Annotated in this window: 20 protein-coding genes and 1 tRNA gene; 6 read left to right on the top strand and 15 right to left on the bottom strand. The window is 70.4% G+C overall.

Going from position 1 to position 21,489, the window contains the following annotated elements:
• Positions 1–33: 33 nt before the first annotated feature.
• Both OG746_RS08305 and OG746_RS08300 read left to right on the top strand, forming a co-directional pair.
• A complete protein-coding gene (locus OG746_RS08305) occupies positions 34–1,575 on the top strand; it encodes a YfjI family protein (RefSeq protein ID WP_266718788.1) in 1,542 nt (513 codons plus the stop codon).
• Between the two features lie 542 nt (positions 1,576–2,117).
• Complete coding sequence (locus OG746_RS08300; RefSeq protein ID WP_266712974.1) at positions 2,118–3,479, top strand: tyrosine-type recombinase/integrase; 1,362 nt, start codon at positions 2,118–2,120, stop codon at positions 3,477–3,479.
• Between the two features lie 155 nt (positions 3,480–3,634).
• Here OG746_RS08300 and OG746_RS08295 read toward each other — a convergent pair.
• Positions 3,635–3,716, bottom strand: a tRNA-Tyr gene (locus OG746_RS08295).
• A gap of 224 nt (positions 3,717–3,940) precedes the next feature.
• Between OG746_RS08295 and OG746_RS08290 the strand changes: the two genes are divergently transcribed.
• Positions 3,941–4,429 carry a YajQ family cyclic di-GMP-binding protein gene (locus tag OG746_RS08290; RefSeq protein ID WP_266712972.1) on the top strand — a complete coding sequence of 163 codons (489 nt, stop codon included), beginning with the start codon at positions 3,941–3,943 and terminating at the stop codon, positions 4,427–4,429.
• 120 nt (positions 4,430–4,549) lie between these two features.
• Here the strand turns inward: OG746_RS08290 and OG746_RS08285 are convergent, their stop codons facing one another.
• Positions 4,550–4,822, bottom strand: a complete 273-nt coding sequence (locus OG746_RS08285) for a GlsB/YeaQ/YmgE family stress response membrane protein (RefSeq protein WP_266712970.1) — start codon at positions 4,820–4,822, stop codon at positions 4,550–4,552.
• A gap of 175 nt (positions 4,823–4,997) precedes the next feature.
• On the opposite strand from OG746_RS08285, the gene OG746_RS08280 reads away from it, so the two are divergent.
• Positions 4,998–6,266 (top strand): APC family permease, encoded by a 1,269-nt coding sequence (locus OG746_RS08280; protein ID WP_266712968.1) that lies wholly within the window; start codon positions 4,998–5,000, stop codon positions 6,264–6,266.
• Here OG746_RS08280 and OG746_RS08275 read toward each other — a convergent pair.
• The 13 genes from OG746_RS08275 to OG746_RS08215 form a co-directional block, all read right to left on the bottom strand.
• Positions 6,263–6,655 (bottom strand): YccF domain-containing protein, encoded by a 393-nt coding sequence (locus OG746_RS08275; protein WP_266712966.1) that lies wholly within the window; start codon positions 6,653–6,655, stop codon positions 6,263–6,265. The genes OG746_RS08280 and OG746_RS08275 overlap by 4 nt on opposite strands.
• Complete coding sequence (htpX, locus tag OG746_RS08270) at positions 6,652–7,515, bottom strand: zinc metalloprotease HtpX (RefSeq protein WP_266712964.1); 864 nt, start codon at positions 7,513–7,515, stop codon at positions 6,652–6,654. Before htpX ends, OG746_RS08275 begins: the two co-directional genes overlap by 4 nt.
• A gap of 186 nt (positions 7,516–7,701) precedes the next feature.
• Positions 7,702–8,157, bottom strand: a complete 456-nt coding sequence (gene mscL / locus OG746_RS08265) for a large conductance mechanosensitive channel protein MscL (RefSeq protein ID WP_266712962.1) — start codon at positions 8,155–8,157, stop codon at positions 7,702–7,704.
• Between the two features lie 84 nt (positions 8,158–8,241).
• A complete protein-coding gene (locus OG746_RS08260; protein ID WP_266712960.1) occupies positions 8,242–9,777 on the bottom strand; it encodes an NADH-quinone oxidoreductase subunit N in 1,536 nt (511 codons plus the stop codon).
• A complete protein-coding gene (locus OG746_RS08255) occupies positions 9,774–11,366 on the bottom strand; it encodes a complex I subunit 4 family protein (protein ID WP_266712958.1) in 1,593 nt (530 codons plus the stop codon). Before OG746_RS08255 ends, OG746_RS08260 begins: the two co-directional genes overlap by 4 nt.
• 6 nt (positions 11,367–11,372) lie before the next feature.
• Positions 11,373–13,400 carry an NADH-quinone oxidoreductase subunit 5 family protein gene (locus OG746_RS08250; protein WP_266712956.1) on the bottom strand — a complete coding sequence of 676 codons (2,028 nt, stop codon included), beginning with the start codon at positions 13,398–13,400 and terminating at the stop codon, positions 11,373–11,375.
• Complete coding sequence (gene nuoK, locus OG746_RS08245) at positions 13,397–13,789, bottom strand: NADH-quinone oxidoreductase subunit NuoK (RefSeq protein WP_266712954.1); 393 nt, start codon at positions 13,787–13,789, stop codon at positions 13,397–13,399. Before nuoK ends, OG746_RS08250 begins: the two co-directional genes overlap by 4 nt.
• Positions 13,789–14,472: an NADH-quinone oxidoreductase subunit J family protein gene (locus OG746_RS08240; RefSeq protein ID WP_266712953.1), complete on the bottom strand. Its 684-nt coding sequence runs from the start codon at positions 14,470–14,472 to the stop codon at positions 13,789–13,791. The genes nuoK and OG746_RS08240 overlap by 1 nt, the downstream gene beginning before the upstream one ends.
• A complete protein-coding gene (locus OG746_RS08235) occupies positions 14,469–15,068 on the bottom strand; it encodes a NuoI/complex I 23 kDa subunit family protein (protein ID WP_266712952.1) in 600 nt (199 codons plus the stop codon). The genes OG746_RS08240 and OG746_RS08235 overlap by 4 nt, the downstream gene beginning before the upstream one ends.
• Positions 15,069–15,178: 110 nt before the next feature.
• Positions 15,179–16,147, bottom strand: coding sequence for a complex I subunit 1/NuoH family protein (locus tag OG746_RS08230; protein ID WP_266712951.1), 969 nt, complete (start codon positions 16,145–16,147; stop codon positions 15,179–15,181).
• Entirely contained in the window at positions 16,144–17,253 is a 1,110-nt protein-coding gene (locus OG746_RS08225) for an NADH-quinone oxidoreductase subunit C (RefSeq protein WP_266712950.1), read from the bottom strand. The genes OG746_RS08230 and OG746_RS08225 overlap by 4 nt, the downstream gene beginning before the upstream one ends.
• Complete coding sequence (locus tag OG746_RS08220; protein ID WP_524540459.1) at positions 17,250–17,942, bottom strand: NADH-quinone oxidoreductase subunit B; 693 nt, start codon at positions 17,940–17,942, stop codon at positions 17,250–17,252. The genes OG746_RS08225 and OG746_RS08220 overlap by 4 nt, the downstream gene beginning before the upstream one ends.
• On the bottom strand, positions 17,912–18,310 hold the full coding sequence (locus tag OG746_RS08215; protein ID WP_266712948.1) for an NADH-quinone oxidoreductase subunit A: 399 nt from the start codon (positions 18,308–18,310) through the stop codon (positions 17,912–17,914). The genes OG746_RS08220 and OG746_RS08215 overlap by 31 nt, the downstream gene beginning before the upstream one ends.
• Positions 18,311–18,551: 241 nt before the next feature.
• Here OG746_RS08215 and abrC1 point away from each other — a divergent pair, with 241 nt between their 5' ends.
• Together abrC1 and abrC2 are read left to right on the top strand one after the other, a co-directional pair.
• Positions 18,552–19,745 carry a sensor histidine kinase AbrC1 gene (abrC1, locus tag OG746_RS08210; protein ID WP_266712947.1) on the top strand — a complete coding sequence of 398 codons (1,194 nt, stop codon included), beginning with the start codon at positions 18,552–18,554 and terminating at the stop codon, positions 19,743–19,745.
• A 140-nt stretch (positions 19,746–19,885) separates the two neighbouring features.
• Complete coding sequence (gene abrC2 / locus OG746_RS08205) at positions 19,886–21,295, top strand: sensor histidine kinase AbrC2 (RefSeq protein WP_266712946.1); 1,410 nt, start codon at positions 19,886–19,888, stop codon at positions 21,293–21,295.
• Positions 21,296–21,489: the final 194 nt, after the last annotated feature.

The following is a 21,489-nucleotide window of genomic DNA, read 5'->3' as shown; positions in this document are numbered from 1 at the left end:
ATCGAAGCAGGTACCCGCCTCGTCCAGGCCGGGATGACCCCGGACGCCACCCCCGAGGACCTGCGCGAGGCCCTCGCGGTGAGCGCGGAGAGTCTGCCGGGCACGTGGGGCGAGCCGATCCCGCTCACCACACAGCCGCAGCTTCCGCCCTTCCCCAGCCACGTACTGCCCACCTGGCTTCGGGAGTTCGTGGACGCCGTCGCCGAGGAGACACAGACCCCCGCCGACCTTGCCGGGACGCTCGCTCTTGCCGTGCTCGCCACGGCGGCCGGCGGGCGCGTCATCGTGCAGCTGCGCGGACGCTGGCGCGAGCCCACGAACCTGTTCACCGTCGTCGCGCTGCCGCCCGGCAATCGCAAGTCCGCTGTCTTCTCCGCCCTCACGTCCCCGCTGCGGGCCGCCGAGAAGCTGCTCGTGTCCTCGGCCGCCGGGCGCATCGCCGAGGCCGAGGTGACCGCCAAGATGGCCCGTGAGGCCGCCGACAAGGCCGCCACTCAGGCCGCCAAGGCCGAGGGCATGGAGCGCGACGGACTCACCGCCGAAGCCATCGCCCTCGCTCAGGCCGCCGACAGCCTCGAAGTCCCCAACGCGCCCAGGCTGCTGGCCGACGACTCCACCCCGGAGACCGTCACCACGCTCATGAGCGAGCAGGGCGGACGGCTCTCGGTCATGTCCGCCGAGGGAGGCATCTTCGACATCATCGCGGGCCGCTACTCCGGAACCCCCAACATGGAGGTCTTCCTCAAGGGGCATGCCGGGGACTGGCTGCGCGTGGACCGGCGCACCCGCGCCGAGAACATCGAATCCCCGGCCCTGACCATGGGGTTGGCCGTGCAGCCCTCCGTACTCAAGGACATCGGACAGAACCGCGTAATGGACGGCCGTGGGCTGCTGGCGCGTTTCCTGTACGCGCTGCCGGAGTCCCTGGTCGGCTACCGCAAGGCCAACCCCGACCAGGTCCCCGAGCACGTCGCCGAGGCGTACGAGCGCACCGTCACCGGGCTCACGCTCTCGCTCGCCGAGTGGACCGACCCCGCCATCCTGCGTCTCACCCCCGAAGCTGACGCGGTGCTGGGCGAGTACAACGAGCGCGTGGAGCCGCAGCTCCGGGCCAGGGGCGGCCGGTTGGGCCACGTCACCGAGTGGGCGAGCAAGCTCGTGGGCGCCACCGCCCGTATCGCGGGACTGTTGCACCTGGGCGAGCACCTGGAGACCGGCTACACGAAGCCGATCGCCGCCGACACGATGAGCGCCGCGGTCGAGCTGGGCGACTACTTCGCCGCCCACGCCCTGACCGTCTTCGACCTCATGGGCGCCGACGCCACCCTCGCCCGCGCCCGCAGCCTCCTCACCGTCCTTCAGGACAACGGCTGGGAGAGCGTGACCCGACGCGACCTGTTCGCCAAGGTCTCCCGCTCCGAGTTCCCCACCGTCGCCGACCTGGAGCCCACCGTCGCGCTCTTGGAGGAACACGGCTACTTGCGCAGCGAGACCCCGCCCCGCACGGGCAAGCGCGGGCGCCCGCCGGCCCCGCGCTACGTCATCCACCCCGCTCTGCGGGAGGCCAAGGTATGAGCCCGCGCACCCGCTCCCGCGCAGAGGCCCCTACGCAGAAACCGCAAAATCCGCAGAAACCAGGGGCCGCCCGGTCCCACCTGCGGCGACGCCCCACGCGCCCCGCCGCCGCAAAAAGCCGAGAAACCGCCGCACAAATCAGCACCGCCGCCGGGCCGCAGCGCGGGCCCGGCCCCGCCGCCTATTTCTGCGGCGATTCCCGCGATTTTTGCGGCAACCACCCCCACACCCCCGCCGCCGCAGGTCAGACCGCCCGCACCCACCTTTTTGCGGATTCTGCGGTTTCTGCGGCGCTGGCCCTCTGTCCGCATGGCCCCGAGTACGCAGAGGAGACCCGCGTATGACCACGCCTCGCAAGCGCAAGTCCGCCGACGAACTCCTCCCCCTGAGCGTGGTCTTGGACGAGATCGGCATCAGTCGCGCCGCCTGGTACCGCTGGCGCAATCGCGGCTTGGGCCCCAGGCCCACCGCCTTCCGAACGGACATCTGCGCGTCTGGCGCAGCGACTTGGACGACTTTCTCAACACGATGGAGGCTGCGTAGTGGAGTGGAGCTACACCGTGCGGGTGTGGGCGATCCGAAAGCGCGACTATCGGAAGCCGTTCCAGCTCCGTTGGAAGGTCGGCACCAAGGCGCACTCCGAGTCGTTCATGACTCTCGGCCTCGCAGAGAGTCGCCGTGCCCAACTCATCACGGCGGCTCGTGAGGGCGAACCGTTCGAGGTGAGCAGCGGAATGCCCAAGTCGTTGGTCGCCAAGGAAAAGGACATCAGTTGGTACGAGCACGCCCGCCGGTACATCGAGATGAAGTGGACCCATGCCCCCGGCTCCACACGGCGGACGCTCGCCGAAGCCATGGCGAGCGTTACTCCCGCGCTGGTCAAGGACACACGGGGCATGCCCGACGTTCACGCCGTTCGCACGGCGCTCTATAGCTGGGCGTTCAACAAGAACCGATGGGACCAAGAACCGCCGGCGGACGTCGCCAAGACGCTCGCCTGGTTCGAGCGGAAGTCTCTCCCCACTTCGGCGCTCGCCGACCGGATGCGGGTACGTGCAGCGCTTGACGCTCTCACGAAGAAGTTGGACGGCACGACCGCCGCGGCCTCCTCTATCCGGCGCAAGCGCGCAATCTTCCACAACGCACTCGTCTACGCGGTCGACGCGGGGCTTCTGAACGACAACCCGCTCCCCCAAGTCCGCTGGAAGTTGCCGGAGCAGGTTGAAGAGGAAGTGGACCCGGAATGCGTGCCGGACCCCGAGCAAGGCGCGGCACTCCTGACGGCTGTGCGCGAGCAGAGTCCTCGTGGGCGCCGACTCGTGGCGTTCTTCGGGTGCATCTACTACGGGGCCGCGCGGCCGGCCGAAGTCATCGGCCTGCGAGAGCAGGACTGCGAGCTTCCGCGCCGAGGCTGGGGAACCCTGCGCTTGCGGGAAACGCGCCCGCGCTCAGGGTCGGCGTGGACGGACAGTGGCGAGGCTCACGACAGGCGGGGCCTGAAGCACCGCCCACGAAAGGCAATGCGGGCCGTCCCCATCCCGCCGGAGCTGGTCGCGCTACTGCGCTGGCACATCACGGCGTACGGCACCGCGCCCGATGGTCGCCTGTTCCGTACGAGCCGCGGCGGCCTGATCCAGGACACCGGGTACGGGGAGGTCTGGGCTGAAGCCCGTAGGCGCGCTCTCACGCCCGCTCAGCGAGCCTCGACACTCGCGAAGCGCCCGTATGACCTTCGTCACGCCGCAGTCTCTACGTGGCTCAGCTCCGGCGTGGAGCCTCAGCTCGTGGCCAAGCGGGCGGGGCACAGCGTCGCCGTGCTGTTCCGGGTGTACGCGAAGTTCCTCAGCGACGGAGACGAGGCGGCGAACGCCAAGATCTCCGCCCGGCTGAACGGGCGAGGCTGAGGGCCCGAGAATCCCGTCCACGCCCCGTCCACACACTCTGAGACGGAGCGTTCGAAACCGAGAAGGAGTGAGACAGTCCAGCCCAGCTGAGAGCACACACCAAAAAGGCCCCTGGCCTGCTGTTTCAGCAGGCCAGGGGCCTTTTTGCTTCCAAGTGGCGGCGCCAGGATTCGAACCTGGGAAGGCTGAGCCGGCAGATTTACAGTCTGCTCCCTTTGGCCGCTCGGGCACACCGCCTTGGGTTTGCTGCCCCGGGCCCCGCTTTGCGGCGGTGCTCGCTGGCAACGACGTAAACAATACCTGATGCACGGGGGTGCTTCGCCACCCGATTGATCGGCGGCCGGGCGCGGCACGGTGGCTAGGCTGCTCTTGGCGCGACTTCCCCGGCGCGCAACCAGAGCAGAACCCGGTCGTAACCCGACCAGTACCCGATCCACCCCCGATACAAGGAGCCACAGGACATGGCCGACTCCAGTTTCGACATCGTCTCGAAGGTCGAGCGGCAGGAGGTCGACAACGCCCTCAACCAGGCCGCCAAGGAGATCTCGCAGCGCTACGACTTCAAGAACGTGGGCGCATCCATCTCCTGGTCCGGCGAGAAGATCCTGATGGAGGCGAACGGCGAGGAGCGGGTCAATGCCATCCTCGACATCTTCCAGACCAAGCTGGTCAAGCGCGGGATCTCGCTGAAGTCGCTGGACGCGGGCGAGCCGCAGCTCTCCGGCAAGGAGTACAAGATCTTCGCCTCCATCGAGGAGGGCATCTCCCAGGAGAACGCCAAGAAGGTCGCGAAGACGATCCGCGACGAGGGCCCGAAGGGCGTCAAGGCGCAGGTGCAGGGCGAAGAGCTGCGCGTCAGCTCGAAGAGCCGTGACGACCTGCAGACCGTCCAGCAGTTGCTCAAGGGCAAGGACTTCGACTTCGCGCTGCAGTTCGTGAACTACCGGTAGGACTACTGCCTACAGGGATGCTTCGCGGCTCGCAGTGGCCTACGTAGCGCCCGTAAGCGCCTACGTAAGCGAAGGGGCGGCACCCGACGGGTGCCGCCCCTCCTTGCTGCCGGCTGCAGCTCAGCGGCGACTGCGCGAGTCGCCGAAGAAGATGCGGTAGGCGATCAGGAGGACGAGCGCGCCACCGATCGCGGCGATCCAGGTCGCGCCGTCGTAGAAGTCCGTGGATACGGGGCGGTCGAGCCAACGGGACGATATCCAGCCGCCGATGAAGGAACCCGCGACGCCGATGAGGGTCGTACCGATCAAGCCGCCCGGGTCCCGGCCGGGCAACAGGAACTTGGCGATGGCACCGGCCAGCAGTCCAAGGATGATCCAGCCGATGATGCCCATGCCGCGTTCTGCCCTTCAGTAGTGCTGTGGCGCGTACTGCCTTCTGCCTTGCTGCAGCGCCTTGTTGCGTCGTTCTTGACGGGTCGCCGAGTGCGTCGTCGCCCTGGCTCCCTGCTGCCCAGAAGGACGACAGGTAGGCATGATGTGGTTGCACGAGCCCTTTAGTGTGCGGCACATGACACAGCCGGGAACTCCCCTTCGCAGGGCGCTGGGTGTGCGGGACGCCGTGCTCGTCGGCCTCGGGTCGATGATCGGGGCGGGCGTCTTCGCGGTGCTCGGGCCCGCGGCGCGGGTGGCCGGTACAGGGGTGCTGTACGCGCTCGCGGTGGCGGCCGTGGTGGCCTACTGCAATGCGATGTCGTCAGCGCGGCTCGCGGCTGTGTATCCCGTGTCCGGAGGCACGTATGTGTACGGGCGGGAGCGGCTCGGTCCCTTCTGGGGGTATCTGGCGGGCTGGGCGTTCGTCGTCGGCAAGTCGGCCTCGTGCGCGGCGATGGCGCTGACCGTGGGGACGTACGTGTGGCCGGGGCAGGCACACGCGGTGGCGGTCGCGGCGGTCGTGGCGCTGACCGCCGTGAACTGCTTCGGGGTGCAGAAGTCGGCCTGGCTGACGCGGATCGTCGTCGCGGTCGTGCTCGCCGTCCTGGCGGCCGTAGTGGTGGCGTGTGCGGGGTCGGGGAGCGCCGAGGCCGGGCGGCTCGCTCCCGGGCTCTCCGAGGGCGAGAGCGGCGTGCTGAGCGGCGCCGGGCTGCTGTTCTTCGCGTTCGCCGGGTACGCGCGCGTGGCGACGCTCGGCGAGGAGGTGCGGGATCCGGCGCGGACCATTCCGCGGGCGATCCCCATGGCGCTCGGGATCACCTTGGTCGTGTACGCCGCCGTGGGCGCCGCCACCGTCGCCGTGCTCGGCGTGGACGGGCTCGCGCGGGCCTCGGCCCCGCTGGCCGACGCCGTACGGGCGGCCGGCGGCGACGGTCTCGTGCCGGTGGTGCGGGCGGGGGCGGCGGTGGCGGCGCTCGGGTCGCTGCTGGCGCTGATCCTGGGGGTGTCCCGGACGACGCTCGCGATGGCGCGGGACCGGCACCTGCCGGGCGCCCTGGCGGCCGTGCACCCGCGCTTCCAGGTGCCGCGGCGGGCCGAGCTCACGGTCGGGGCCGTGGTGGCCGTCGTGGCGGCCTTCGGCGACGTGCGCGGGGCGATCGGGTTCTCGTCGTTCGGTGTGCTGGTGTACTACGCGATCGCCAATGCCTCAGCGTGGACGCTGAGTTCCGCGGTACGCGCGCGGGCACTGCCGGCGCTCGGGGCCGCGGGGTGCCTGGCACTGGCGTGCTCGCTGCCCGTGTCGTCCGTTGCGGCGGGGGCGGGTGTCATCGCCCTGGGGGTGCTCGCCTACGTGGTCCGGCTACGCGCGCGTGGTGCGCACGGCACCACAGGCGGCTCGGCCTAGCGCGCCGCGAACGGCTGGTCCGTGGGCACGATTTCGCGGCCGAGCGGCAGCAGCGAGAGCGGAATCATCTTGAAGTTGGCGATGCCGAACGGGATGCCGATGATCGTCACGCACAGGGCGACGCCGGTGACGATGTGCGCCAGGGCCAGCCACCAGCCCGCGAGGATCAGCCACAGCACGTTGCCGACGCAGGAGGGCGCGCCCGCGTCCCGGCGCTCGACCGTCGTGCGCCCGAAGGGCCACAGGGCGTAGACGCCGATCCTGAAGGAGGCGATCCCGAACGGGATCCCGATGATCGTGATGCACAGCAGGAGGCCGGCCAGAACGTAGCCGAGAAACAGCCAGAAGCCGCTCAGGATCAGCCATATGACGTTGAGGATTGTCTTCACTGTTGGCGACCTGCCATCTGCTCGAGCCGGGAAATACGGTCCGCCATCGGCGGGTGCGTGGAGAACATCTTCGACATTCCCTGCCCGGGGCGGAAGGGGTTGGCGATCATCATGTGGCTCGCCGTCTCGATGCGCGGCTCGGGCGGCAGGGGCAGCTGCTTCGTGCCCGCCTCGAGCTTGCGCAGGGCGCTCGCCAGGGCCAGCGGGTCACCGGTCAGCTGGGCGCCCGAGGCATCGGCCTCGTACTCGCGGGAGCGGCTGATGGCGAGCTGGATCAGGGACGCCGCGAGGGGCCCCAGGATCATGATCAGGAGCATTCCGAAGATGCCGGGTCCGTCGTCGTCGTTCGAGCGGCCGACCGGGATCAGCCACGCGAAGTTGACCAGGAACATGATCACGGAGGCGAGGGCTCCGGCGACCGAGGAGATCAGGATGTCGCGGTTGTAGACGTGGCTCAGTTCGTGCCCGATGACACCGCGCAGCTCCCGCTCGTCCAGGAGGCGCAGGATTCCCTCGGTGCAGCACACTGCGGCGTTGCGCGGATTGCGGCCCGTCGCGAACGCGTTCGGTGCCTCCGTAGGAGAGATGTACAGGCGCGGCATGGGCTGACGCGCCTGCGTGGAGAGCTCGCGCACCATCCGGTACAGCGCGGGCGCCTCGAATTCGCTCACCGGGCGGGCACGCATCGCGCGCAGGGCCAGCTTGTCGCTGTTCCAGTACGCGTATGCGTTCGTCCCCAGGGCGATGACGAGCCCGACGATGAGCCCCGTACGGCCGAAGAAGCTGCCGATGACGAGGATGAGGGCGGACAGGCCTCCGAGGAGTACGGCGGTCTTCAACCCGTTGTGCCGGCGGTGCACGGTACGTCCTCCTGATGGTGCGGCAGGGGAACCCACTGCTTGCTTGTCTGCTGCTTCCACTGGGTCTGGAGTCTGTGTGCGTTTCCACGTCCAGTGGACCCTCCCTGACTGGTCAACGCCAGACGAGGAGGACGAGTTCCCTTGTCCGCCCGGGACGGGCCCGTGCGGGCGTGTAGGCCGACCGGGTCAGCGCTGCTGCGGCAGCCCCGCCAGTTCCAGGGCCTGCGGGTCCGCCTCGATCTCGCTCGTGCAGTGCGCGCAGCGGGTGGCGACGCCGGGGATCTGGGTGTAGCAGCGCGGGCAGTCGCGCAGGGCCGCCTTGATGTCGACGGGCTTGCCGCGGTCCAGGCGCGCCTGGAGCTTCATCATCGGGACGACGATCAGGAAGTAGAGCACCGCGGCGGTGATCAGGAAGGCGATGATCGCGCTGACGAACTTGCCGTACGGGAAGTCCGTGCCCTCGACCGTGAAGTGCGCCTCACTGAAGTCGCCGGTCGACTTCGTGGCGACACCGATGAGCGGCGCGATGAACGCCGTGCTGAGTGCGGTGACCACAGCCGTGAACGCGGTTCCGACCGCGAGGCCGATGGCCATCGTGATGATGTTTCCGCGAAGGATGAAGTCCTTGAACCCGCTCAGCACGACGCCTGTCTCCTTGATGTGTGGCTGTAGTCATTGGTGTGGGGCCCGTAACCGGCCCGTACGTGTGATGCCGTACGAGGGTGCCTAGAAGAGGCCCGTCGAGGCAAAACGCAGGACCAACTGGGGTGCGCCGGAGAGAACCACTCCGATGACGGCTGTGACGGCGATCGCCGCAGTGAGCGGCCTGGATGCACGGTGGACGGCGGGTTCGCCTTCAGGGGCGCGGAAGAGGGTCGCGGTCCACTGGAGGTAGTAGAAGAGCGCGATCACGACGTTCACGGCCATGACGACGGCGAGCCAGCCCATCCCCGCGTCGACGGCCGCCGAGAAGACCGTGACCTTCGCGAAGAGGCCGATGATGCCCGGCGGCAGGCCCGCGAGACACAGCAGGAAGAAGCCCAGGACGAGCGCGGCGAGCGGGTTCGAGGCGTACAGGCCCCGGTAGTCGCTGATGCGGTTCAGCGGCTTCGTACGGGCGACCAGAGCGGCCACCGCGAAGGCGCCCAGGTTCACCGCGGCGTACATGAGGGCGTACGCGAGGGTGGAGCCGATCGACTTCTGCGGGTCGTCGGAGTACGCGGCCGCGGCGATCGGCACCAGGAGGTAGCCGGCCTGGCCGACGGAGGACCAGGCGAGCAGGCGGACGGCGCTGTACGCGCGCGTGGCCTGCTGACGGATGGCGGCCACGTTTCCGACGGTCATGGTCAGTGCGGCGAGCGCGGCGAGGGCCGGCCCCCACACGTCGGCGTACGAGGGGAACGCGACGACCGTGACGAGGATGAGGCCGGAGAAGCCGACGGCCTTGCCGATGACCGACAAGTAGGCGGCGATCGGCAGCGGCGCGCCTACGTAGGTGTCGGGTACCCAGAAGTGGAACGGCACGGCGGCCGTCTTGAAGGCGAAGCCCACCAGGGTGAGCGCGACGCCGGTCTGGGCGAGGGTGTGGAACTGGCCGTCCACGTGGGTGAGTTCGGTGGCGACCCGCGTCAGGTGCAGGGTGCCCGTGGACGCGTACACGAAGCTCACGCCGAGCAGGGTGACGGCGGTCGCGGTGACCGAGGAGAGGAAGAACTTCAGGGCCGCGTCGGAGGAGCGCTTGTCGCCCTGCTTGAGGCCCACGAGGGCGAAGGCGGGGAGCGAGGCGACTTCCAGGGCGACGACGAGCGTGGCCAGGTCACGGGACGCGGGCAGCAGGGCCGCGCCGGCGGCGGAGGACAGCAGGAGGAACCAGAACTCCCCTTCGGGGAGAGGCTTCTTCGCGTTCTTCGCGTCCTTCAGGGAGCTGATCGAGAGCAGCGCGGTGAGCAGGGCGCCGGCCAGGACCAGGAACTGGATGACGAGCGTGAAGCGGTCCGCCGTATAGCTGCAGGCGTCGTACGAGGCGCCCTTGAGGCAGAACGTGGAGCGCTCGTCCCCGATCAGCGGCAGCAGCGCGAGCGCCGCGGCCACAAGGCCCGCGACGGAGATCCAGCCCAGTACCGGCTTGCGGCGCTCCGCCACGAACAGGTCGGCGACCAGCACGACGAGGGCCACGACCGCAGCGATCGTGGGCGGCGCGATGGCGACCCAGTCGACGGACTGGACGAGGGACGCCACGGAGGGCGCGGCGACGGCGATCACTGGAGGCCTCCTGCGAGGAGCTTCTGCACGGCCGGGTTCGTGAGGCCGAGCAGGGCGGCGGGCCACAGGCCCGCGAGGACGGTGAGGGCGACGAGCGGGGTCCAGGTGGCGAACTCGTAGCCGCGCACATCGGCGAGCACGGGTGCCTCCGGAGCCGCCGGGGTTTCCTTCTGGCGGGGGCCCATGCAGACGCGGCGGACCACGATCAGCATGTACGCGGCGGTGAGCAGCGTGCCGAAGGCCGCGATCGCCATGAAGACGAGGAACGCCGGGCGGCTGAGGTCGTCGGCGGGCTTGAACGCGCCGAACAGCGCGAGCATTTCGCCCCAGAAACCGGCGAGACCCGGCAGCCCGAGCGAGGCGACGGCAGCGAACGCGAGGAGGCCGCCGAGGCGCGGCGCCTTGCCGTACAGGGCCATGCCGCCCTGCTCGGCGAGGGCGTCGAGGTCGCTGGTGCCGGTCCGGTCCTTGAGCGCGCCGACGAGGAAGAAGAGCAGGCCGGTGATGAGCCCGTGGGCGATGTTGGCGAACAGCGCACCGTTCACGCCGGTCGCGCTCATCGTCGAGATGCCGAGCAGCACGAAGCCCATGTGGCCGACGGAGGAGTACGCGATGAGGCGCTTGAGGTCGCCCTTCGCGCCCTGCTTGGCCAGGTTCAGGCAGGCCAGGGACCCGTAGATGATCCCGACGACGGCGAGCGCGGCGAGGTACGGCGCGAAGGTCCGCATCCCGTCGGGCGCGATGGGGAGCAGGATCCGGACGAACCCATACGTACCCATCTTCAGCAGGACACCGGCGAGGAGGACCGATCCGACGGTCGGGGCGGCGGTGTGGGCGTCGGGCAGCCAGCTGTGCAGCGGCCACATCGGGGTCTTCACCGCGAGCCCGATCCCGATCGCCAGAACGGCGATGACCTGCACGGATGCGGTCAGCCCCCGGCCGTTGTCAGTGGCGAGTGCCATCATGTCGAACGTGCCCGACTTAACGCCGATAAGGAGGAGTCCGAGCAGCATCACGACTGAGCCGAGCAGCGTGAAGAGGATGAACTTCCAGGCGGCTTGCGTCCGTTGCGCACCGCCCCAGCGGGCGATGAGGAAGTACATCGGGATGAGGACCATCTCGAACGCGAGAAAGAAGAGAAGGAGGTCCAGGACGGCGAAGGTCGCGAGCGTTCCCGATTCCAGGACGAGGATCAGGGCGACGAACGCCTTGGGGGACGGCCCGGCCGGCATGTGGAAGTAGGAGTACAGCGCGCACAGGAACGTCAGCAGCGCCGTGAGTACGAGGAGGGGGAGCGAGATGCCGTCGATGCCGAGGTGGATACGCACGTCGAGCGCGGGGATCCAGCTGATGTCGGTCGTGGCCTGCATCTTCGACGGCTGGTCGTGGTCGAAGCCGAGCGCGAGGACGATCGCGGCGATGAGGATCACGCCGCTCACGGTCACGCCGTGGCGGAGCACGGCCTGGTCAGGGGAGTTCCCCTTCAGTCCGGGCGGGGCCGGGAGAAGGGCGAGGACGGCACCGATGAGCGGGCCGACGACGATCAATGCGAGAAGGAACTGCATCACGGATTCGCTGATATCGATCACGGCTGCTCACGCTCCGGCGGTGGCGACGAGGACGACGGCGACCACCAGAACGACGGTGCCTGCGAGCAGTGCGCTGAGGTAGGTCTGCACGTTTCCGGTCTGGGCCCTGCGCACGGCCCAGCCCAGCGCCTTCGGCGCTTCGGCCGCCCCGCGTACGTAGGTGTCGACGACGGCGCGGTCGAGGAAACGGACCAGTGCGGCGCCGGCCTGCACCGGGCGGACGAAGAGCGCCGCGTAGACGGCGTCGAGGTGGAAGCCGACGGCCGCGTGGCGGTGCAGCGGGCCGAGCAGCAGACGGCCGGGGTCGGCCGGGTCTGGGGCGGCGGCGATGTCCCCGTACGCGGGGGTGTGTGTCGCGATGGCCTCGGCCTCGACCAGGCCCGCGTCGCCGGACTCGGTGTCGACCGCGACGGCGCCGATCGGGGTGCGGCGGGCCGCCATCGCGGTGGTGTGGCGCCAGGCCGCGTAGGTGACCAGTCCGCCGACGAGCGCGAAGCCGGTGCCGAGGACGGAGGTGGTCAGCGTCGGCGTGAGGGAGGTGCCGTCGAACCAGTCGGGCAGCACGCCCGCGAGCAGTCCGAAGCCGAGGGAGGGGATCGCCAGGACCCACAGGACGACGTTCATCGTGACCGGCTGCTTGCCGTGGTCGGGGGCCTCGGTTCCGCTGCCCTTGAACGCGAGGAGCCAGAACCGGGTCGCGTAGGCGGCGGTGAGCAGGGCCGTGAGCAGGCCTGCCACGAGGACGATCCAGCCGGACGCGGTCGGCGCGGTCAGGGCTCCGTTCTCATGGCCGGTGGCGGTGTGCTCGGCGGCGCCGAGGACGGCCTCCTTGGAGAAGAAGCCGCTGAACGGCGGGATCGCGGCGAGCGCGAGCAGCGCCACGGTCACCGTCCAGAAGGCGTCCGGCACGCGGTCGCGCAGACCCTTCATGCGGGACATCGCGGCCAGCGAGTTGGTGCCGGCGGCGTGGATGATCACGCCCGCCCCGAGGAACAGCAGCGCCTTGAAGGCGCCGTGCGCGAGGAGGTGGAAGACGGCGGCGTCGCGGCTGCCGACGGCGAGGGCGCCGGTCATGTAGCCGAGTTGGCCGACGGTCGAGTACGCGAGGACCCGCTTGATGTCGTCCTGGGCGAGCGCGGCCAGGGCCGAGCCGAGCATGGTCACCGCGGCCATGAGCGCGAGGACGATCAGCGCTGCCTGCGAGGCGGCGAAGACCGGGAGGAGACGGGCGACGAAGTAGACACCGGCGGCGACCATCGTCGCGGCGTGGATCAGCGCGGAGACGGGCGTGGGGCCCGCCATCGCGTCGGGCAGCCAGGTGTGCAGCGGGAACTGCGCGGACTTGCCCGCCACACCGGCCAGGAGCAGGAGGGCGATCAGGGTCGGGTGGTCGAGGCCGCCCTCGGTCGTGACCTTGCCCAGGATCGTCGTGATGCGGAACGACCCCGTGTCCACGGCGAGCGCGAACAGACCGATGAGGAAGGGGACATCGCCCAGCTTCGTGACCAGGAACGCCTTGAGGGAGGCGGCCCGCGCCTCGGGGGTCTCCCAGTAGTGGCCGACGAGGAAGTACGAGCAGATGCCCATGACTTCCCAGCCGACCAGCAGGACCATCAGGTCGCCCGAGTAGACGACCAGGAGCATCGCGGAGGTGAAGAGCGAGACGAGCGCGGCGTACGAGGGGTAGCGCGGGTCGTTGCGCAGATAGCCCGTCGAGTAGATCTGCACGCAGGTCGCGACCAGGCCGACGAGGACGGCGACGAGGGCGGCGAAGCCGTCGATGTGCAGGGCGAGTTCGATCGGCACGGAGCCGGTCGGGGCGAGCTGGGTGTGCGCGTCGAGGGCGGCGGTGCCGTTGCCCGTGCCGCCGCCCTGGTCGAGGGCGACGACAGCGGCGAGGGCCAGCGCGGCCAGCGTCGGCAGGACGGCCAGCGGGCGGGCGAAGCCCGGGGCCGTGCGGCCGAGGAGCAGACCGGCGACGGCGCCGAGGAACGGCAGGAGGGGGACGAGGACGGCGAGGTTCGTCGTGGTCACGCGGTGGCCTCGGCCTTCTCGTCCGCGGTGCCGGCGGCGGCCGGTGTCTCGGACGGGTCGTGCGGGTCGTCGTCCGGGTCGTGGGGCTCGGCGGAGTCGCGCAGCTTGTCGATGTCCGACGTGCCGCGGTTCCGGTAGACGGCCAGGACGATCGCCAGGCCGATGCCGATCTCGGCGGCGGCGATGGCGATGGTGAACAGGGTCAGGGCCTGGCCCGCGTGGAGGGTGTCGCGCAGCCAGACGTCGAAGGCGACGAGGTTCAGGTTGACGGCGTTGAGCATCAGCTCGACCGACATCAGGACCAGGATCGCGTTGCGGCGGGCCAGTACGCCGTACAGGCCCGTACAGAAGAGGAGGGAGGAGAGGACGGCGGGGTAGGCGAGGTGCATCAGCGGGTTCCCTCGCCTTCGAGCGACTCGGGCGACTTGGTCGACTTGGTCGACTTGGTCGACTTGGTCGACTTGGTCGACTCGGGCGTCCCAGGCGCCTCGGCCGCTCCCGGGGCCGAGGCGGTGTTGTTCCTGCGGGACAGGACGATCGCGCCGACCAGGGCGGCGAGGAGCAGGACCGAGAGCGCCTCGAACGGCAGGACCCAGTGCTTGAAGAGGATCGAGCCGGTCACGTCCGTGCTGCCCTGCACCGGGCCGTCGAGGTCGATCCAGGTCGTGCGGAACGCGTCGACGACGACCCAGATCAGGGCGGCGGCGGAAGCGACGGCCACGGTCAGGGCGGCCCAGCGGTTGGGGCTGTCCGCGTCCGGGGAGCGGCCGATGGGCGCGCGGGTCAGCATCAGGCCGAACAGGAGGAGGACCACGACGGAACCGACGTAGATGAGGACCTGTACCCAGGCGATGAACTCGGCTGTGAGCAGGAGGTACTCGACGGCGAGCCCGCCGAGGGCGACGACCAGCCACAGGGCGGCGTGCACCAGTTGCTTCGTGGTGACGGTGACGATCGCCGCGGTGAAGGTCACGAGGCCCACGAGCACGAAGGCGATCTCGACGCCGGACGGGGAGAGGAACCCAGGGCTGTCGACTGCCGTGGCGACGGCCGCCGATGCGGCGAGGGTCATGCGGTGGGCTCCTCTCCGGGGGCGTTGGGGTTATTGGGGTCGTTGGGGGTGGCCTGCGGTCCGGCGGCCGGTGCCGACGGGTCCCCGGCTGCGGGGCCGCCGACCGGGGGCTCCTGGGCTGCTGCCTCTTGGGCCGCTGCCAGTTTGTCCGCGGATTTGCGGGCCGCCGCCAGTTCCTTGGGGTCCTCGGCCGCGGGGTCGAGGGCGGGTGGGGACGGGACCGTCCACATCCACTCGCGGAGCTTGTCGCGCTCGTGGGTGAGCTCGCGGATGTCGGTCTCGGCGTACTCGAACTCCGGGGACCAGAACAGCGCGTCGAAGGGGCACACCTCGATGCAGATACCGCAGTACATGCAGAGGGAGAAGTCGATGGCGAAACGGTCGAGGACGTTGCGGCTGCGCTCGCGGCCGCCCTCGACGGCAGGCGGGACCGTCTCCTTGTGGGAGTCGATGTAGATGCACCAGTCCGGGCACTCCCGGGCGCACAGCATGCAGACCGTGCAGTTCTCCTCGAAGAGCCCGATGACGCCGCGGGTGCGGGGCGGGAGTTCGGGCTGGTGCTCCGGGTACTGCTCGGTGACGGTCTTCTTCGTCATCGTGCGAAGGGTGACGGCGAGGCCCTTGGCCAGGCCGGACCCCGGGACAGATCGGCGGGGCCGCCCGGAGGGCGTCGTTGAGGGGCGGGGGTCGGGCGACGGGCGGGCCATCAGTTGATCGCCACCTTCACGATTCCGGTGAGCGCGATCTGCGCGAGGGCGAGGGGGACGAGGGTGGTCCAGGCGAGCTTCTGCAGCTGGTCCTCGCGCAGTCGGGGGTACGTGACGCGGAGCCAGATGACGACGAAGGCCAGGACCGCGGTCTTGAGCAGGGTCCACACCCAGCCCAGGCCGTCCGCGCCCCACGGTCCGTGCCAGCCGCCCAGGAACAGCACCGTGGTCAGTCCGCAGAGCACCACGATGCCCGCGTACTCGGCGAGCAGGAACAGGGCGAAGCGCAGGCCCGTGTACTCGGTGTACGCGCCGAAGATGATCTCGGAGTCGGCGACCGGCATGTCGAACGGAGGACGCTGGAGTTCGGCGAGGCCCGCCACGAAGAAGACGAGGGCGCCAACGATCTGCCAGGGCAGCCACCACCACTCGAAGGCGTCGAGGATGCCGGGGAGGGAGACCGTTCCCGCGGCCATGGCAACGGAGGCCGCCGCGAGCAGCATCGGGAGTTCGTACGCCAGGAGTTGGGCGGCCGTGCGCAGGCCGCCCAGGAGGGAGAACTTGTTGGCGCTCGCCCAGCCCGCCATCAGCGAGCCGAGGACGCCGACGCCCATGACCGCGAGGACGAAGAAGATGCCCGCGTCGATGACGGCGCCGACCGCGCCGTCGCCGGGCCCGACCGGGATGGCGAGCAGCACGAGGAGGTACGGGAGGAGGGCCACCGCGGGGGCGATCTGGAAGACGCGGCGGTCGGCCTCGGTCGGGACCACGTCCTCCTTCTGCGCGAACTTGACGCCGTCGGCGACCAGTTGGGCCCAGCCGTGGAAACCGCCCGCGTACATGGGACCGAGGCGGCCCTGCATGTGCGCCATGACCTTGTGTTCGGTCTGGCCGACGACCAGGGGCAGCACCAGGAAGGCGACGAAGACGACGACGAGGCGCAGCGCGACGTCGAGGGCGTCGTTCACTCGTTGCCTCCGTTGTTGTCCGGCCGGGTCTCGGGGGTGTCTGTCGGGGTCTCGGGCTTGTCTGCCGGGTTGCCTGTCGGAGTCTCGGGCTTGTCCGCCGGGGGCTCGTCCGGGGTGGGCTCCGGCTTCTTCGACTCCTCGTCGAACGCGGGCTTGGCGTGGTGCCAGGGCGCGTCGCTCGAGCGGGGTTTCGGTGCGGGTTCCGGGCTCTGGGCCGGGGGTTCGGTGGGCGTCTCGCGTTGCGAGGCGGAGCTCTGGGAGGCGGAGCCCTGCGAGGCGCTGCGGGAGCGCCGTGCCGGACGCGGCGACGCTTCCGGGGCTTCCGGTGTCTTCGGGGCCTCCGGCACCTTCGGGGCCTCCGAGGTTTCACCCGCAGACGCGGCCGCCTGGCTCGCCGAGCCCTGGCTCGCGGACCGGGCGCGCCGCGCGGGCCGCTCCCCCGCCGCACGTCCCTCGGCACCGGCGGCGCCCGCCGCACGCCCCGCCGCACCGGCGCCCGCGGCGCGCGCACCCCGCGCGGGCCGGGCCGGTGCAGGCGGCAACTGCCCCTTCAGCGGGCCCCATTCGTTCGGGTCGGGGACGCCGGGTGGCAGTATCTGGCGCCGCTTGGGGCCGCCGTGCTCGGACTCCCCCGGCTCCTTCGCGCCCGGCCACGCCTTCGCGACGCGCGCCGCGAGCACGAAGTCCTTGCGCAGAGGGTGGCCTTCGAAGCCGTCGGGCAGGAGGAGCGGGTCGAGGCCCGGGTGGTCGGTGAAGTCGACGCCGAACATCTCGTGCGTCTCGCGCTCGTGCCAGGCGGCGCCCGCGTACACGTCGACCGCCGACGCGAGCACGGGTGCCGCGTGCGGAACGGTCGTGCGCAGCAGCAGGCGACGTACGGACCGGGGCGCCACGGCGGCGACGTGCGCGCATACGCGGAACCCGGCATCCGGCTCGTCGACCGCGCTCAACCAGTCGAAATACGTGCACTCCAGCGTCGTACGGGCCGTCGTCAGAGCCGCGATCCACTCGGCCGCCGGCACATCGACGGTCAGCAGGTCGTACGCCTCCTCGACCGTGGCCTCGGCGCCGAACAGCTCCTCCACGGGGGCCGGCAGCCAGCTCATCGGTCACCCCCGGACGGCTTCCCGGAGGGCGCGGGCGGCTGGACGAGTCCGCTGCTCAGCGCGGCCGCCGAGGGCCGCCCGGCCGCCGCGTCGGCGGAGGCGTACCGCTCGCCGAGCGACTCGCGGGCGATCTTCTCCTGGAGCTTGAGGATGCCCTGGAGCAGCGCCTCGGGACGGGGCGGGCACCCGGGCACGTACACGTCGACGGGGATGATCTGGTCGACGCCCTTGGTCACCGAGTACGAATCCCAGTACGGGCCGCCGCAGTTGGAGCAGGCGCCGAACGAGATGACGTACTTCGGCTCGGGCATCTGCTCGTACAGCCGCTTCACGGCGGGGGCCATCTTGTCGGTGACCGTGCCCGAGACCACCATCAGGTCGGCCTGGCGCGGGCCCGGTGCGAACGGGATCACGCCGAGCCGGATGAAGTCGTGGCGCGCCATGGACGCGGCGATGAACTCGATGGCACAGCAGGCGAGTCCGAAGTTGAAGACCCACAGGCTGTAGCGGCGGCCCCAGTTGAGGACCACCTTCATCGGCTCGGGGGCGAGCCGCGAGAGCACGCCCAACTTCTTCGGCCCGAGAGGTCCGACAGGTCCGACGGGGTCCGGCAGGTCCACGGGGGCAGGAGCGGGCTCGGGGGCAGGAGTCACGGCACTCACGTCCACGTAAGGACGCCCTTCTTGTATGCGTACAGCAGGCCCACGGTGAGGAAGCCCAGGAAGATGAACATCTCGACGAGGGTCGTCGCGCCGTATCCCGGCGCGGCGAAGACCGTGGCCCAAGGGAAGAGGAAGATCGAGTCGACCGCGAAGATCACGTAGAGGAAGGCGTACACGTAGTAGCGGACCTGGGTGTGCGCCCAGCCGTCCCCGACGGGGTCGACGCCGCATTCGTACGTGAGGAACTTTTCCCTGGTGGGAACCACCGGGCGCAGCAGCTTCCCCGAGCCGAAGGCGACGGCGACGAAGAGCACGCCGACGACGGCGAGCAGCCCGACGACCGAGTACGACTGGAAGTAGTCCGCCGCGATGACGGTCCCGTCCGATCCCGTCACGTACCTGCGCCCCTCGCGAGTTCGTTGTGTTCGACGATCTGTACGCACGGGAGTCTAGGCCCTGTTAAAGGGACGGTAAGCAGCCCGGGGCCGAGCGGCTTGGGCGAGGTGGGACCCGAGGAGGCACTCGAGGGGAACTCAAGAGCGAACTCGAGGTGGGGCTCGTGGTGGGGTTAACCCCCGCTCAACTTGGCGGCCGTCCTCATGGCGCCCCGCCCCGGGCCAGGGCACTCTTGCCGCTATGACCGAGCCACTCGACACTTCCGAAGACCATCCGGTGCTGCCACCGCCACGACTGGGGTACGACAGCGCCACGTGGAAGGAGATCGCCTATCTCCTGAGCAGCTTCCCGCTGTCCATCTTCGGATTCGTGTACGCCGTCACGATGGTGGCCCTCGGCGCGGGGCTCACGGTCACGGTGATCGGGCTTCCGCTGATCGCCGCCGGGCTCAGGGGCGCGCGGCTGCTCGGCAAGGCGGAGCGCGGGCGGGCAAGGGCCCTGCTCGGCGTGCGCATTGACGAGCCGAGCCCGCTGCCGATGCGGCGCACGGGCGGCTTCTTCGGCTGGCTGTGGACCGGCCTCAAGGACCCGGTGGGCTGGCGCACGGTGCTGTACGAAGTGATCCGGTTGCCGTGGGCCGTGCTGACGTTCGCCCTGACGCTGGTCGGGCTGTTCGTGCTGTGGCCGGTACTGCCGTTCATCGCGCGCGGTCTGGGCAATGCGGACCGGGCGATGGTGCGGGCGCTGCTCTCTCCCTCCGACGAGTTGGAGCGGCGGATCGAGGAGCTCGAGTCGGACCGGGGCGTCGTCGTCGACACGGCCGCCGCCGACCTGCGGCGCATCGAGCGCGATCTGCACGACGGGGCGCAGGCCCGGCTGGTCAATCTGGCCATGGGGCTCGGTCTCGCGAAGGAGAAGCTCCTGGAGGGCCAGGCCGACGAGGCGGTGGCGGCGATGGTCGACGAGGCGCACGGCGAGGTCAAGCTCGCGCTGCAGGAACTGCGGGACCTGGCGCGCGGCATTCATCCGGCGGTCCTCACCGACCGCGGGCTCGACGCGGCCCTGTCCTCCGTGGCCACGCGCTGCACGGTGCCGGTGAAGGTGACGGCGGATCTGCCGGGCCGGCCGGCGGAGGCGATCGAGGGCATCGCGTACTTCACGGTCTCCGAGCTGCTCCAGAACGTGAGCAAGCACAGCGGCGCGCGGTCCGCCTCGGTGGACGTGTGGCGCTCGCAGGACCGGCTGCTCATACAGGTGTGGGACGACGGGCGGGGCGGCGCGAGCCTGGACAAGGGGACCGGTATGTCGGGCCTCGCGGAGCGGCTCGACGCGGTCGACGGCCTGTTCGTCGTGGACTCGCCGGACGGCGGCCCGACCACGATCACGGCGGAGCTGCCGTGGCGCGACAGGACCGAGCCGATACGGCAGAGGTAGGGAAAACCCCCGGTCGAAGACGCCGACCCGCCGCATGGCCGCGGGGCGCGCCCGCGCGGAAGCTTGAAGCAGAGCCCAAGAAAGCAGAGCGACGGCTCCCCGACAGACCTGAGCGGTACTGAGCAGAACGGACGGACACGATGGCCACGCACCAGTACGGATATCGCGACCAGAGCGACGCGTACGCGTACTCGTACGACGAGAACCGCGACGCCGGCCACGGCTTCGACGGTGGCCACGACGACCGTTCGGGCCGGCGCCATGGCCTGAACCGGCTGCCGGCCGGGCTGCGGGCGCCGATCGAGGGGCGGACGTGGCGGGAGTTCGGGTATCTGCTGCTCAGCCTGCCGCTCAGCATCATCGGGTTCGTGTGGGCCGTGACGATGACCTCGCTGGGTGTGGGTCTGCTGATCACGTTCATCGGGGTTCCGGTGCTCGCGGCGGCGCTCGCCGGGTCGCGCGGGCTCGGGGCGCTGGAGCGGGTGCGGGCGCGCGGGCTGCTGGGCGTCGAGGTCGGTACGCCGGAGCCGCTGCGGCCGCGCACGGGCGGGCCGATGGGGTGGATCGGGGCGACGCTCAAGAGCGGCGTCTCGTGGCGGCATCTGCTGTACGGGGTGCTGCACATGCCGTGGGCGGTGTTCGGGTTCGCCGTGGGGCTGAGCTTCTGGGTGACCGGCTGGACGATGCTCACGTATCCGTTGTGGCGCTGGGTGTTTCCCACGTACGTGGGACAGGACGGCATCCAGCTGTACGGGGACGCCGGCCACGCCATCTACCTCGACAACCCCTTCGAGATCACGGTGACCGCGGGGCTCGGGCTGCTCGTCACGCTGGTCACGCCGTGGGTGATCCGGGCGCTGACGACGGTGGACCGGCTGATGGTGATCGGGCTGCTCGGCCCCTCGCGGCTCGCGTCGCGCGTGGTGGAGCTGGAGTCGGACCGGGGTGTCGTGGTCGACACGGCGGCGGCCGACCTGCGGCGCATCGAGCGGGATCTGCACGACGGGGCGCAGGCCCGGCTGGTGAACCTGGCCATGGACCTCGGGGTCGCCAAGGAGAAGCTGAGCGAGGACCCGGAGACGGCGGCGCGCCTGGTGGGCGAGGCGCACGGTGAGGTGAAGACGGCGCTGCAGGAGCTGCGGGACCTGGCGCGCGGGATCCATCCGGCGGTGCTGACCGACCGGGGGCTCGATGCGGCGTTGTCGTCGGTGGCGTCGCGGTGTGCGGTGCCGGTGCGGGTGGAGGTCGACCTGACGGAGCGGCCGGCGCCGGCCATCGAGGGCATCGCGTACTTCACGGTCTCCGAGCTGCTCCAGAACGTGAGCGAGCACAGCGGGGCGACGCGGGCGGAGGTCGACGTGTGGCGGACGCGGGACCGGTTGATGGTGCAGGTGTACGACAACGGGGGCGGCGGAGCGGTGGCCTCCGGCGGGTCCGGGTTGGCGGCGCTGGCCGGGCGGCTCGACGCGGTCGACGGGATTCTGGTGGTCGAGTCGCCCGGGGGTGGGCCGACGCGGGTGACGGCGGAGTTGCCGTGGCGCCGCGCGTGACACGGGGGTGAGCCCGGGGGTGGTTCCGCGGCACCGCCCACCCCTGGTTACCCGTGGCCGGGCCCAACTCTCCATCGCGCGGCATCGCGCCACCCGACACCGGACACCCGCCACCCGACACCCGCCCGAAGAACACTCCGCGGACACCCCCCGATCCTGGAATGCTGGGGGCAGGATCGAACGATCTCGGCGCG

The organism is Streptomyces sp. NBC_01016, assembly GCF_026341035.1.
In the GTDB taxonomy this organism is placed as follows: domain Bacteria; phylum Actinomycetota; class Actinomycetes; order Streptomycetales; family Streptomycetaceae; genus Streptomyces.
Note: the sequence above shows the minus strand (reverse complement) of the source record. Positions and strands in the feature narration are given on the sequence as shown.